Consider the following 14,448-nt stretch of genomic DNA (forward strand, 5'->3'; position numbering starts at 1 on the left):
GGGGTTCATTCCTCGGCGGGCGGAGTGGGCAAGGTCACTCTACAAGATGTAGTAGGTTGAGTTGCCTGTACGGCAGTGCTGGCGATCGCGTCCCGCCGGAACGGCACGGGCGCATTGGCATGGCCCACGGCGGGTTGCGGCCATGCCCGTGAGCCCGTGCAGGTCGAGACGTCCGAGGCGGCCGCCACGACGTCACTCGGTAACGGAAAGCAGCGGAGGTGGAAGAAGACTCGTGCCGATCAAGGTGAGCGTGGTGATCCCGGTCTACAACCCGGGCACATACATCGAGGACTGCATCGCCTCTCTTCTGCGTCAGAGCGTGCCGGACGACGAGTACGAAGCGATCTTCGTCAACGACGGCTCCACCGACGGGACGCCCGAGCGTCTGGACCGGCTCGCTGCCGAGCACCCCCACATGCGTGTCATTCACCAGGAGGGGTCCGGGTGGTCGGGCAAGCCGCGCAACGTCGGCGTTGCCGCCGCCAAGGGTGAGTTCATCCAGTTCGTGGACAACGACGACTGGCTGGGCGACGAAGCCCTCGAACGTATGTACAACTACGGCGTGGAGAACAACGCCGACGTGATCGTGGGCAAGATGGCCGGAAAGGGCCGCCCGGTCCCGCGGGAGCTGTTCCGCAGGAACCGCCCGCACGCGAACGTCGAGAACGCCCCGCTGATCGACAGCCTCACCCCGCACAAGATGTTCCGCAAGGCGTTCCTGGACGAGCACAACCTCCGCTACATGGAGGGGCGCCGCCGCCTGGAGGACCACGTCTTCGTCACCGAGGCGTACCTGCGGGCCGAGAACGTCGCCGTTCTCAGCGACTACCTGTGCTATTACCACGTCAAGCGCGAGGACGCCTCCAACGCCGGCTTCCAACGCTTCGACCCGGTCGGATACTTCAAGAACCTCCGCGAGGCCCTCGACGTCGTCGAGAAGCTCACCGAGCCCGGCCCGCTGCGCGACCAGCTCTTCCGCCGCTGGCTGCGCAACGAGATGGTCGAGCGCATGCGCGGGCAGCGTCTGCTCAAGCTGCCCGCCGACTACCGCCGGGAGCTGTTCGACGAGATGCACAAGGTGGTCGTCGAACGCTTCGGACCCGGTGTCGCGGCCGGTCTGCAGCCCGCCCACCAGATCGTCGCCGGCCTGATCGCGGCCGACCGGCTCGCCGACGTCGAGGAGTTCGCCAAGTGGGAGTCGGGGATCAAGCCCTCCGGCGTCCTGGAGAACCTCGGCTGGGAGAACGGCAGGCTGACGATCGGTTTCACCGCCGAGTACACGTCGGCCGGTGTGCCCATCACCTTCCGTGCCGACGGCGAGAAGGACCTGCTCGTTCCGTCGTTGCCCGAGACCAGCCTGGACGCCATCGCGCTGCTGGACGTGAACATCTCCGCCCCGCTGGCCAAGTCCAGGGTGGACCTCGTCGTGCGTGAACGCGCGACGGCCGCGGAGTTCTTCCAGCCTGTCGAGTTCACGCGGGAGAGAGTCGCCGTGGAGGGCCGGGAGGGACACTTCCGGCAGGTGCTGCGCGCCACCTCGCACTTCGACCCGCTGTCGGCGGCGAACGGCGCCGGATTGGAAGCGGGCATCTGGGACGTCCACATCCGCATCAGCTCATGCGGTTGGAGCAAGGGGCTCCGTCTCGGTTCCGTGCGCGGCGAGGGGGCCGGGCGCGGGCCCGGCGCCGCCGTCGTCGGCTCCCCGGCTCACTTGGTCCTGCCGTACTGGACCGACCCGCACGGCAACCTCTCGCTCGACGTCGACCAGAAGACCAACAAGATCTCGTACGAGTTCGCCGGTCTCACCCCGGCCGACGTCGGTGTGACAACGGACCCTGACTCCCTCACCGTTGCCCTGCCGTTCCACGTCCAGGGCGAGTGCAAGGCAGGTCTGAGACTCACGAACGTCGCGACCAGCCGTTCGGTCGACCTCCCCGCCACGCTGACCGCCCGCGGGACCGGCCAGGCCGAGCTGAGCGCCGGCCTTCCGCTCGGTGATCTGGGGGACGGCCAGTGGCGGCCGGGGCTGATCCTGCCCTCGACCGGGGCCGGCAAGCCGGTTGCCCTGCCTTGGGCGCTCGATGTCTCCGCACGTGGTGGTGCCGTGGTCAAACGCCTCGCTGCCCCGGCGAAGGGTCCTGGGTGGCGGAGCCGCGTCTCCCGCCTCGTAGAGTCGACGTTCTTGCGCCGGGCGGCGCGCAGGCTCCGTCGGGCCCTGAAGAAGTAACCCCACCACGCGATCAAGGATCAACACGTGCGACCACTTGGCATTGAGGGCGCTTGGGTGCTGGAGCCCAAGGTCTTCCCAGACGACCGCGGCAGCTTCCACGAGTGGTTCCGCGGCCCCGGGTTCCGCGAGGCGACCGGCCAGGACCTCAACCTGGCACAGGCCAACTGCTCCGTTTCCAAGCGGGGGACCCTGCGCGGCATCCACTTCGCCGACGTTCCGCCGAGCCAGGCCAAGTACGTCAAGTGTGTGCGCGGGGCGGTCCTCGACGTCGTTGTCGACATCCGTGTCGGCTCACCGACGTACAAGCAGTGGGAGGCGGTCCGGCTCGACGACCGGACCCACCATGCCGTCTACCTGTCCGAGGGCCTCGGCCACGCCTTCCTCGCCCTGACGGACGACGCGACGGTGGTCTACCTCTGCTCCGAGGGCTACGCCCCTGAACGCGAGCACGGCATCCACCCGCTGGACCCGGACCTCGCCATCGAGTGGCCGGCCGGCATCGAGCCCCTGCTGTCCCCGAAGGACGAGCAGGCGCCGACGCTCGCCGACGCGGAGGCCCAGGGCCTGCTCCCGGCGTATGAGGACTGCGTCGCCTACCGCAGGACTCTCCGCGGCGACTGACAGCCGCACAGGCCTGGGGTTTGTGGCGGGGCCCTTTCGTGGAAACACGGAAGGGCCCGGGGACCGGACCCGGGTCTTTATCCCTTTAGCGCCCTTTGGGGAACGCGGAAGGGTATATAGCCCTCCTCCTGGGTGACAGAAACACCACGGGCAAGGAAACCGGGGACTGAGTGGCATGGGTTTGACCAGCGAGACGACCGTGGACGTGATGGCGGCCCTGGCCGCCGTCTGTGTGGCGCTGTTGGTCTGGCTGTGGCCGCGGCTCGCCAGACAGGGTCTGTGGCAGGTGCTCGGACGGCTGGTGGCCGTTGGAATGACCCAGGTGACGATCATCGCGGCCCTGGGGTGCTGGATGAACTCGTCGTACCAGTTCTTCGGATCGTGGAGCGAGCTCTTCGGCAACGTCGACACCGCTCCCGTCGGTGTGACGCAGGCGTCCGCCCACGACGGGGACGGGGCGGTGACCGACGTCTCCGCCAAAGGGGCGTTGGTGCAGCCTGGCGGCGATCAGCAGTTGAGCCGGGTCAGCGGACTGCCCTCCGGCCCCGCAGCGGTGAACGGGCGGGTCGAGTCCGTGAAGGTCGTCGGCCGCCGAACGGGCGTCGTCGACCCGGCCTTCGTCTACCTGCCGCCGCAGTACTTCCAGAAGGCGTACCACAGGCAGCGTTTCCCGGTGATCGTCGCGCTCAGCGGCTACCCCGGCAGCATCTTCAACCTCGCGCAGCACCTGCGGGTGTCACAGACCGCCGGGGAGCTGCAGAAGAGCGGCCAGATGCAGCCGACCATCATGGTGATGATCCGGCCGACGATCGCCCCGCCGCGCGACACCGAGTGCGTGGACGTCCCGGGTGGACCGCAGACCGAGACCTTCCTGGCCAAGGACCTCCCGGACGCCCTGAAGTCCACCTACCGGGTGGGCCACGACGCCAGCTCCTGGGGCGTCATGGGCTACTCCTCCGGCGCCACCTGCGCCCTGCAGCTGACGATGCGCAACCCGCACGTGTACACAACGGCCGGCGCCCTCTCGCCCGACTACAAGATCAAGGACGACGCCACGACCGGCAACCTGTTCGGCAGCGGGCTGGGCCGGGTCAACAGGGTCAACGGGCACGACCTGATGTGGCGGCTCAAGCACCTTCCCGTTCCCCAGGTCTCCGTCCTGGTCGCCGACAGCAAGCACGGCGAGAAGGGGTACCCGCAGACACTGGCCTTCATCAAGGCCGTCAAGGCACCGATGCGCGTCGTGTCGATCCTGCCGGACCAAGGCAGTCACAACTTCCCGACCTGGGTACGGGAGATGCCGGCCACCCTGAAGTGGATGAACCAGCAGCTGACCTTCCCTCAGGACGTCGTGCCCCGGCACCACCACAAGCCGGGCCACACCTCGGTGCGGGCCTCGGGCGCCGAACCCTCCGAGACCGCCACCAGGCGCAGGTGACGTGCGGCCGCCACCGCTCAGTGTGACCCGCTGGAACACTGTGGGGGACGCGGGACGAGTCCGGCGAAGACCCGGTTGGCGGCCGTCCTCTGCAACACCCGTAGGCGAGCACCGGCAGTAGCAGATGGGGTTCCTCGGGCAGCGCGGTCGTGATCAGTACCGCGCTCGCGCTGCTGCTGTTCATGCCGCAGGCCTTCGCCCGCGATCACCCTCGGTTACTATGCTCACTTCATGTCGGAGGCCGGAAGCAAAGGGCGGACGGTCCTTGACGGACCGCTGGGGAGTGGGTGACCTGAAGAAATGCTGAGAGAGGTCCTCGCAACCCGCTACATCGAACCCCTGCGCTCCGGCGGCTCCGTCCCCGGAGTCGTCGAGGCCGACGACCTGGGGACGTACGTCGTGAAGTTGTCCACCCAGGGGTGCTGACCTGCGGTGTTACGGTTACTCCCGTAACTGACCTGCGGTGATGAATCTTTCAGCGTCTTTCACGGGCGGGCGGTGTTATGCGCTCGATCCTCCCCATGCGCTCCCCAGCAGCGCGAATACTCCCCAGATTCTCCCCAAGGAGTGTCGTCGTCGCGGGCAGCGGTGATAGCGGAACCGCCGCTGCCCTGGGCACACTGAGTAACTGCCGTTGAGGCGGGGCGATGCACGGATCCAGCTCCCACCGGGTCAGTTGTCAAAGAGACTTGGTGGCTCCCTGACCTGCCGCGATGGGCCCTTGCGGGGCGCTGAGCAGTACGACGAATGGCCTTTCAGCTGTTTCACGCTCGTACCCGCCTGTCGATCCACTTCCGTGTACCCGAAGAGCTCCGCGGCAGCCCCGGCTACGCCGGAGTGTTCGAGCTTTGGCTGGTCATCGCGGCCGTGCTGCTGCAAGGGGTAGTGGCAACGTTCGTCACCGCACGACTGCACCACGCGCACGGCCGTCCCGCGGTCCTCTTCGGACTGATGGCTGCGTTCGTGACCGGGTGCCTCTTGACGGCGGTGTTCCTCGGGTTGGCCGTCGCGGGCGGATGTTGGGACGCGCTCGCACTCGCCCCCGGGCCTTGTCGATTCAACCTCGCCCCTTCGCCATACGCGACAGCCTGCTGCGGACGGTGGTGGCAGGCGCCGCGGTCGCGGTCGTCGGAGCCGGAACCGCCGCCGCGGTCCGCTCCTGTTGGACACGGCAGCGAGAACGCCGACCCGGATCTTCACCGGTTTCGCGCCGGTCTCCCGCGGACAGCGGGCCGTCCTCGCCGCAGCCGGCGCACTGGCCCTGACGGTGGTCCTCACCGGGCTGATAGTCGACACAAGCGCGGGCCGGCCTCAAGTGCCCTCCCATGGGGCAGCCGCGCGTGCCTGCCAGAAGCTCGACGACATCATGCGCAGCGCGGACCACATGACTGGAGCGGACAAGACCGCAGCACTCTCGACCGGGCTCCGGCTGCGTCGGCAGCTCGCGACGTGGGCCGGAGAGGATCTTGAACAGATCTTCCCCAACGTGAAGGGGCTGCGCTGCGAGGAAGGGATCACGGCGGAGAACCTCCGTTCCCTGATTGACTTTGCTCCGCACGTCCGCCTCCACGTCGTCGGCGCTGCTGCCGGTCTCCGACTCCTGTTATCGGCCGAGCCCTGCTTCGTCCTGCACGCCGACGTGGAATCCGCGTGGAATGCATGGACCTGATCGCGTGCCAATGCTGCTCGTATCCACGCGGCGCCACGTCTCTCGTGGGCGGGCTGAACAGGACGGATGCGTTCCGCTGCACGAACGGGTCCGGCTGGCGCACACTGGCCAAGGAGCCCGCTGACGGCTGCTGCCGCGCGGTGTGAGGGGGGACCCGTGTACGAGGCCGAACGTCGACAAGCGTACGGAGACGACCGGGGCGACACAGAGGTCTCGGACGACGGGATCTGGCAGCCTCCTGAGGGAGAGCCGGGTGGTCTGGCGGAGGCGCTCGAGACGCTGCGGGCCGAGTTGGACGCGGCGCAGGAGGCCGGTGCGCGGCGACGGCTGCGGTTCGAGATCGAGGAGGCCACCCTCGAACTCCTGCTGGAGCTGCGTTCGGACATCAGGCCAGGGGTGAAGCTGGCGTTCGGCGTGTTGAGCGCGGATCTCGGCGCGGAACGCGGCAGCAGCCGCACCCACAAACTCACGCTCAAGCTGAAGGTCCGCGACGAAGCATTCGGCGGTCGCAACGCACAGGTGCGGGAGACCAGGAAGGAGCGGTGGGAACCAGGCGCCGCCGCACATGGGGAGCAGGACCGGCAGGGACGGGCGGACTAGCCGTGGATCCGGGCCGCCTGGCCGCCGTGCGGGCAGGGGATGCCGAGTGCGTCCAGGCCAGCGGCTCCGGCTACGTCCTCACTCCGCGGCTTGTGCTCACCGCTCTGCATGTCGTCACCGCCACTGAAGGCCGGCAGCCACGCCAGCGCATCGACGTTGTCATCGGACACCCCGGCTACGGAGACCGGCAGCACCGGTCCGGCCAGCTGTGCTGGTCCGGAACCGCACACGATGTCGCGCTGATCCGACTCGACTGGCCGGTCGACGTGCCGGGCGAGGTGCTCTGGGGGCGTCCCGTCGCGGGAGTCCTCGACTACCAGGCCCTGGGCTTTCCGAGCTTCGCCCGCTACGACGACGAGGTAGCGCGCGTCGAGCACCTCACCGGTCGACTCCCCGCCTTCGGCCAGGGGCTCGCTAGCGGTCTCGTCCTGGACCAGAGCGCCGCTCCGCGTCCGCGTCAGAAGCGACGCAACTGGGCCGGCGTGTCGGGTGCCGCCGTCTTCTGCGAGAACTGCCTGGTCGGGGTCGTCGTCACGGACGACGCGCACTTCGACGACCGGCGCCTGCATGCGGTACCGGCGCACGCCTTCACCCAGGACGCCGAGTTCGTGCGCCACTTGGAGGCGGACGGCGGGCGAGCGCCGAGCCTCAGCACGCTGACGGACCACGGGCGGTCACATGGCCAGAGCGAGGCGTCGCCCGCTCCGCAGGCTCCGGCCCCGGCCGACGAACTGCGGCAACTGTCCGAGGAATACCTGCAGCCGGCTGCCACCACCCTGCGGCAGGGGGGCCCGCACGGGGCCTTCTTCGGGCGGGAAGAGGCCATCCGCGGCATCGAGGAATGGCTCCACCCGGCTCCGGGCACGGCCACGGCAACGGCCTTGGTGGTCACGGGCGGAATGGGCTCGGGGAAGTCCGCCCTGCTGCGGCAGACGGCACTCGCCCACGACGAGTACGGACGGCAGACCGTTCCACACACGTGCACGACGCCATCACGGGGTGGCGGGCCCGTCCTGACGGCACACCTGTCCCTGGCCGCGATGGACCGGGCCAGGGTCACGCGCGTACTGGGCGCCGTCTGCGGAGTGGACGCCGAGACTGTCGCCGACATCCTGACGGCACCCGCACCCGCACCGGCCGAGGCAGCCGCGCCGGTCGTACTGCTCGACGCACTGGACGAGGCGGACCGGCCCGAGCAGTTGTGCCGGACGTTACTCGTGCCCCTGATCGAGACCGACGTGCCCCGGGTGCGGCTGCTCATCGGCACACGATCGCACCGTCTGCCGCTGCTGGAACGTCCCGACCTCACGACGATCGACCTGGACAGCCCGGGCTACGCGGACCGGAAGGCACTGGAGCACGTCGTCCGCCAGGACCTGACCGATACCGTCCCGGACAGCGTGTGGCGCGACGCTCCGCCGCACCTGCTCGCCGCGGCCGTCGGACAGGTGGCCGATCGGGGCGAGCCTTCCTTCCTGCTGGCCGGTCTGCTCGCCAGGGCGCTGGCACGGCGGCCCTCCACCGCTCTTCCCGGCACCGAGGAATGGCGCCGGCTGGCCGAGGACGGCATCCACGGTGCGCTGAGGGCGGAGGCGGCCGAGCGGCTTGGCGACCGGCTGTCCTGGGTGGAGGGTCTTCTGCGGCCGCTCGCCTTCGCCCGTGGCGCCGGTCTGTCGTCCGCCCACGTGTGGCCGCAGGCGGCGTCCGCTCTGAGCGGACGCCGCTACACGGCCCACGACATAACGGAGTTGCTCCGTCTCGTGGGCGACTACCTCGTGCCCACCACGGTGAACGACGCGGCGGGGGACACGACCTTCCGTCTCTCCCACACCGCCCTAGCCGACTGGCTGGCGAAGGGGCACGACGCGGAGGCCGCCCACGAGGCGATCGCCCAAGCGCTGATCGGTGCGGTGCCCTGGAACGGCGCGACACGCGACTGGCACGCAGCGCCCCGCTACGCCCTCGACCACCTCACCACCCACGCGCGGTCGACGCAGACCCTGCACACGCTGCTGGATGACCCCGGGCTCCTCCTGCACAGCGACCAGACTGCCCTGCTGGCCGCGGTCAACCACACGGACGTCCCGCGCACCGCGCAGGCGCTGCGGGCCACGACGGCACTGCCCCGCAACACCCCGGCCACGGTCCGGGCACAGATCCTTCAGGCCGCGGCCCGCCGCAGCGGCGCCGATACGCTCGCGGACCGGCTTAACGATTGCTGCTGCCCACCGCGCCGCGCCACCCGCTGGAGCCGTCGCAGACTCATCCTCGACGACGAACTGCCCACCGGTTTCGAAGGCGGCCCCCGTGATGTGATCGCACTCTCGTGGCTCGGGCAGCCCGTCTGCGTCGTGCTCGGCAGCCGGCACCACCAGGACTTCCTCCAGGTGTTCGATCTGGAATCACGGTCCCCCATCGGCGACCTTGTGCCGGCGGGCCGGGCAGAGGCCGGCCACCTCCTCGGCTCGGTGACCAACACCAGCGGGAAAGCACTCCTCGTCTACCGCACCGGTGACCGATTGAGGCGCTGGTCGATGGATGACGGCGAGCACCTGTCTCCCGATCTCCTCTTCGACCAGGAGGAGGATCACGGCGCACAGAAGTCTGCACGGCACTGCGCCCTCGGCCGTATCGGCGACAGCACCGTCGCAGTGGTCGCGACATGGACCGATCGCCTGTACTGCTTCGACCTCGACGCCGACTCACCACAGCCCCTGCACACACCCGAACACATCGACGCACTGCCGCTGAACGGCCTGGCCCTCACCACGGTGCGGGGAGAGCCCGCAGTGGTATGTCTGTCGTACGGGCGCGTCCAGTGCAGGGCACTGGGCGACGGGACCACCCTCTCTGCCTGGGAGGTGGCCGGCGGACTCGCCTCCCTCGTCCTGCTCGACCGCGAGGACCGCCCGCAGGAGCAGGCCATGGCGGGCTTCCGGTTGCGGGACACCATGACCGACGACGAATTCGCGATTGACCTGTGGGACCCCCTCACGGGCGAGGTCCTGGACACGAACCCGGACTACCGAAAGACGCGTCGCAACCGCTGGGAGAGATACCCGATTTACGAGTCCGCATGGACGGAAGAGTTCGACGGCCGCCGACGGCTCTTCCTTTCCTCCGGGCGGGAACGTTACGAGCGGGACCCGCACACCGGCACCCGGCTCGGCCCGCCCTGCCAACTGCGCCCCGGCGCCGTGGAACTCACCGTGCACGGCGAACCCCACACGCTGGGCATTGAGAAAAAGCGACTACGCCTGCGCAAAGCGGCCCCCTACGCTCCAGACCTGTTTCCCTTCCAAATGACTACAGACGACATCAACCGTGTGCTGGGCACGCGGAGGGCGTACCCCAAAGAACCCGAAATCCCCGAGCCGCTGATGGGCGTCCCAGGCCGGTCGGGAACACACCGAGGACGGCCCGTCCTCCTCGTGACCACCCCGTACAAGGGGCACCTGAACCACAAGCGGACGGCGACCCTGATCGACGCGCGCTCCGGCGCCCGACTTGCCCGGCCCTGGAACATCCCCGTCTCGCCCGACGAGGTGACGGCCATCGACTGGGCCGTGATCCAAAGACGTCTCGTGGTCCTCGCCTTCCACAACAAGCTGGCCATGGACCTGTATCAGGGCAGCCCGTCCGTGCTGCTCTGGGACCCCGAACAGCCCACAACCGTACGCCGCATGTCGATCGGGCATCCCGGACAAGTCGCCGGCGTGCACGCCCTGGGGGCAGCGGACCTGCTGTACCTCACGGTCGACGAGGGACCCGACCTGCTGTGGGACACAGCCTCCGACACGTTCACCCCGGTGAGTTGTCCCGAAGGGGCAGAGCCGGAATCCCTGTACGCCTTCGCCGGCCGCGGCCCCTACCTCTGTATCCCGCCCGCGGACAGCCGCAGGCTGGGCAGTGGCCGGGCATGGCGGATGGTCTCGACGGACCGGTCGGAGGCCACGCCGATCCACCTGCTCCCACCAGAGGCGGACGGCAGTTGGTACGCGATCCCCAATGCGCTACGTGACTCGGACGCCGTTATCAACGCCGACGGCCACATGACGGCCCTTCGCGCGCGAGAACGGACCTATCCCACACCCGGCACCGCGCTGGAAGTCCACCTCCTGCCGACCGCCGCGACCGACCCCGAGCCTGTACGGCGCCGCTGGTGGCGCCGACCACGATCGCCCCGTATCGCGGGAAGCGTGTTCCAGCTGGACCGCCGGGTGGACCAGGTGGTCGCCGCGGAGGACTCCGAGCCCGGACGCTTCTACGCCGTCAGTGGCAGCCTGCTGACGGGATTCTCCCTGGAGTGGGAGGAAGAGACCACGCAGGAACGGCCCGACGAGCTCAGCGGCCGGATCACGCGCCCGGAGCCGCAGGAACTCGCTCCCGTCCTGTACAAGGACCACGAGAGCTATGACGCCGGCGCACGCATCCGCCATGTGCTGCCCTGCCCGGGCGAAGGGGTTGCTCTGTTCACCGAGGACGGGGTCACCTTCATCTCGGCCGGGTCGCGCTGAGAGAGACTCGGTCCAGACAGGCTGGCGTTCCGTCGGTCCGCCCCCGACGGCGGCCCCTTCAGCATTGCGGACCTCGACGTGCGCCTGGACGTTCTCCAGCTTCAGGCTGAGGCTGCCGGTGAGTTTCACGGACAGACCGTCGGAGTTGCCGCACTCCAGCACGAAAGCCGACACGGAGCCGAAGTCGATACGTTCTCGACGACACGCGCATCGGGCCCGGCTCGCTCCTGCGCCGCATGGCCGCCGACCCTGGACCCGACGCCGCGAGCGTGGTCCGGCGAAACGCGGCGGACGCCGTACGGCAAGCCCTGAGTAGAGCGCCGCAGGCCGCCTCGGTCCGGGACATCGTGCAGGACTGGTGGCGCGACCAGGCCCCGACCACCGGCGTCACGGTCCGCGACGACATGCGTCAGGACGTCGTACGCCGTCGGTGCCGCCGCCGGTCCGGTGGCGCCCGGCATGCACGGCAGCAGAACGGGCACCGTCGGCGGCGGTGGGGGCGGCGGCACCGACATGGGCGACATGGACATGGGCGGGTCGCACGAGGGAGGCCGCTGATGGGCGCGGAATCCGTGACCGCCTTGGTGACCACCGACCTGACCGTCGGCGGAATGACCTGCGCGGCCTGTGTGAGACGTGTCGAGAAGAAGCTCGGCAAGCTGGACGGCGTCACGGCGACCGTCAATCTCGCCACCGGGCGGGCCCGGGTGAGCCATCCGGCGGAGATCAGCCCGCAGGAACTCGCCGAGACCGTGGAGAAGGCCGGCTACACCGCCGCGCTGCCCGAGCCACCCAAGAAACGGCCACCGGAGGACGGCGGCGAGGCCGAGGGCGCTCGGCAGGAACGCGACCGGCTGCTGATCACCGCCTTGCTCGCGCTGCCGGTGCTCGTGCTGTCGATGGTGCCCGCCTTGCAGTTCCGCAACTGGCAGTGGCTCTGCTTCGTGCTCACCGCGCCTGTCGCCGTGTGGGGCGCCTGGCCCTTCCATGCGCGGGCGGTACGGGGGTTGCGGCACTCGGCGGCCACCATGGACACCCTGGTCTCCCTCGGGGTGGTCGCCTCCTTCTCCTGGTCCGCGTACGCGCTGGTCCTCGGTGGCGCAGGGGATCCCGGCATGCGGATGCCGTTCAGTCTGGTGCCCTCCGCCTCCGACGGTGTCGCGCACATCTACCTCGAAGCGGCCGTCGGCGTACCGCTGTTCGTGCTGGCCGGCCGGTTCCTGGAGGCGCGGGCCCGGCGTGGGACCGGGGCGGCGCTGCGGTCGCTCGCCCAACTCGCCGCCAAGGAAGTCGCCGTACGGGAGGGCGGCATCGAACGGCTCGTACCTATTGAGGAGTTGGGGGTCAGGCAGGTCTTCGTTGTGCGCCCGGGGGAGCGGGTCGCCACCGACGGTGAGGTGATGGAGGGGAGTTCGGCGGTCGATCTGGCTCTTGTCACCGGAGAGAGCGAACCCGTCGAGGTCGGCCCCGGCTCTGCCGTGGTCGGCGGGGCCGTCAACGCCGGTGGACTGCTGCTGGTGCGGGCCACCGCGGTCGGCGCCGACACCCAGCTCGCGCGGATCACCCGACTGGTGACCGAGGCTCAGGCGGGAAAGGCGCGGGCGCAGCGGCTGGCGGACACGGTGGCCGGAGTCTTCGTGCCCGTCGTGCTGGCGCTGGCCGTCACGGCGCTCGGGTTCTGGCTCGGCGCGGGTGCCGATCCGCAGGCGGCGATCACGGCGTGCGTGGCCGTGCTGGTAGTGGCCTGCCCGTGCGCCCTCGGGCTCGCGACGCCGACCGCGCTGATGGCCGCGACCGGGCGCGGCGCCCAACTGGGCGTGCTCGTCACGGGTCCGCAGGCGTTGGAGGGGCTCCAGGACCTCGACGCCGTGGTGCTGGACAAGACCGGCACGCTCACCTCCGGGCATATGAGTGTCGCCCGGGTCACCGTTGTACCGGACGGTCTCGGCCGGGAGGCCGTACTGCGGCTGGCGGGAGCCGTGGAGCAGGGCTCGGAGCATCCGTTGGGGCGGGCCATCACCGCGTACGCCCGGCGGGAGCTGGATCAACAGCTTCCCGGGGTGGGCGAGTTCAGCGCGCTGCCGGGGCGGGGTGTGCAGGGCCGGGTCGACGAGCACCTCGTCGAAGTACTCGCTCCGGAAGACGAGTTGCCTGCCGGACTGTCGGTGGCAGAAGCCGCGGCCCATACCCCGGTGCTGGTGTACGTGGACGGCAATGCCGAGGCCCTCATCGAGGTCGGGGATGTCGTACGACCGGGCAGTTACCGGGCCGTGGACCGGCTGCGGCGACTCGGTGTACGTCCGATACTCGCCACCGGTGACAGGGAGGCGCCCGCCCAGGCTGTCGCGAAGGCCCTGGGCATCGAAGAGATGCACGCCCGCTGCACCCCCGAGGACAAGGCCGACCTCGTACGGGATCTGCAGGTGGAGGGGTACCGGGTCGCGGTCATCGGCGACGGCGTGAACGACGCCGCCGCCCTGGCCGGCGCCGACCTCGGGATCGCCATGGGCACCGGCACGGACGTGGGCATCGGGGCAGCCGACGTCACCCTCGTACGCGGGGACATCGAGGCGCTCGCGGACGCGGTCCGCCTAGCCCGGCGCACGTTGGGCACGATCCGCGCCAACCTCGTGTGGGCGTTCGGCTACAACGTCGTCACCGTGCCGCTGGCCATGGTCGGCCTGATGAATCCGATGGTGGCCGCGGCTGCGATGTCGGCCAGTTCGGTGCTGGTGGTCTGCAACAGCCTGCGGCTGCGCGGCTGGCAGCCCTCGCCCGCCCGGAGGCGTACCCGATGAACCCTCAGAACCTCTGGCGGCCGACTCGACGCCGTCTCACCGACAGCCTGCTCGCCGCCATCGCGCCCGTCGCCGCGTTCAGCCTCGCTCTCGGGGGCCTGACGACATGGGTGACGGCCGGGAAGGCGGGCAGCCCGGCCCGGATCGCCGTGTCGAACGGGCGGGTGTTCCTGCCGTATGGGAACAGCACGGAGACCGCGGCCTTCTTCGACGTGATGAATCTGGGCGGCGCGGACGATCGGCTGGTCGGCGTGACGACGCCCGCGGCCCCGGGCGGGGCCGAACTCACCCGTCATCGCATGGCCGGGAGCGCGGCTGCCACCCGGGAGAGCGTGACTTCGGTTGCCATCCGGGCGGGCGGTGAGCTGTCCATGTCGCCGCAGGGCCTGGACGTGACTCTGCAGCCCAAGGCGGGGTGGCGGGCGGGTGACCTCGTGTCGTTCACGCTGCACTTCGAGCACAACAAGCCGATCAGGACGATTGCGGTGGTGATCCGCCCGAGCGGTCGGGCCTCGTGATCAGCGGGTCCATACAAACCCCACAAAAGTGAATATCCGGCGCTTCCCGCTCGTATA

At 69.7% G+C, this 14,448-nt stretch carries 8 protein-coding genes and 2 pseudogenes; 9 read left to right on the forward strand and 1 reads right to left on the reverse strand.

Features of this window, described 5'->3' with window-relative positions; translation table 11 throughout:
- Positions 1 to 232 precede the first annotated feature (232 nt).
- The 3 genes from ACYUED_RS35545 (at position 233) to ACYUED_RS35555 (ending at position 4,289) form a co-directional block, all read left to right on the forward strand.
- Positions 233 to 2,227: a glycosyltransferase family 2 protein gene (locus ACYUED_RS35545; RefSeq protein ID WP_491288693.1), complete on the forward strand. Its 1,995-nt coding sequence runs from the start codon at positions 233 to 235 to the stop codon at positions 2,225 to 2,227.
- 27 nt (positions 2,228 to 2,254) lie between these two features.
- Positions 2,255 to 2,851, forward strand: a complete 597-nt coding sequence (rfbC, locus tag ACYUED_RS35550; RefSeq protein WP_491288694.1) for a dTDP-4-dehydrorhamnose 3,5-epimerase — start codon at positions 2,255 to 2,257, stop codon at positions 2,849 to 2,851.
- A 175-nt stretch (positions 2,852 to 3,026) separates the two neighbouring features.
- Positions 3,027 to 4,289 carry an alpha/beta hydrolase gene (locus tag ACYUED_RS35555; protein ID WP_491288695.1) on the forward strand — a complete coding sequence of 421 codons (1,263 nt, stop codon included), beginning with the start codon at positions 3,027 to 3,029 and terminating at the stop codon, positions 4,287 to 4,289.
- 17 nt (positions 4,290 to 4,306) lie between these two features.
- Here ACYUED_RS35555 and ACYUED_RS35560 read toward each other — a convergent pair.
- Positions 4,307 to 4,482 (reverse strand): annotated as a pseudogene (locus ACYUED_RS35560) (bile acid:sodium symporter family protein); the annotation flags it as partial.
- Between the two features lie 107 nt (positions 4,483 to 4,589).
- Between ACYUED_RS35560 and ACYUED_RS35565 the strand changes: the two are divergent.
- The 6 genes and pseudogenes from ACYUED_RS35565 to ACYUED_RS35590 form a co-directional block, all read left to right on the forward strand.
- A pseudogene (locus ACYUED_RS35565) lies at positions 4,590 to 4,709 on the forward strand (HipA family kinase); the annotation flags it as partial.
- A 946-nt stretch (positions 4,710 to 5,655) separates the two neighbouring features.
- Complete coding sequence (locus ACYUED_RS35570; protein WP_491288696.1) at positions 5,656 to 5,958, forward strand: hypothetical protein; 303 nt, start codon at positions 5,656 to 5,658, stop codon at positions 5,956 to 5,958.
- A gap of 156 nt (positions 5,959 to 6,114) precedes the next feature.
- The gene (locus ACYUED_RS35575) at positions 6,115 to 6,558 is read left to right on the forward strand and encodes a trypco2 family protein (protein ID WP_491288697.1); all 444 of its coding nucleotides are present in this window, start codon (positions 6,115 to 6,117) and stop codon (positions 6,556 to 6,558) included.
- Between the two features lie 2 nt (positions 6,559 to 6,560).
- Positions 6,561 to 11,075: a hypothetical protein gene (locus ACYUED_RS35580; protein ID WP_491288698.1), complete on the forward strand. Its 4,515-nt coding sequence runs from the start codon at positions 6,561 to 6,563 to the stop codon at positions 11,073 to 11,075.
- A gap of 557 nt (positions 11,076 to 11,632) precedes the next feature.
- The gene (locus tag ACYUED_RS35585; protein WP_491288699.1) at positions 11,633 to 13,873 is read left to right on the forward strand and encodes a heavy metal translocating P-type ATPase; all 2,241 of its coding nucleotides are present in this window, start codon (positions 11,633 to 11,635) and stop codon (positions 13,871 to 13,873) included.
- Positions 13,870 to 14,391, forward strand: a complete 522-nt coding sequence (locus ACYUED_RS35590; RefSeq protein ID WP_491288700.1) for a copper chaperone PCu(A)C — start codon at positions 13,870 to 13,872, stop codon at positions 14,389 to 14,391. The genes ACYUED_RS35585 and ACYUED_RS35590 overlap by 4 nt, the downstream gene beginning before the upstream one ends.
- Positions 14,392 to 14,448 lie beyond the last annotated feature (57 nt).

The organism is Streptomyces sp. DF42, from assembly GCF_058267695.1.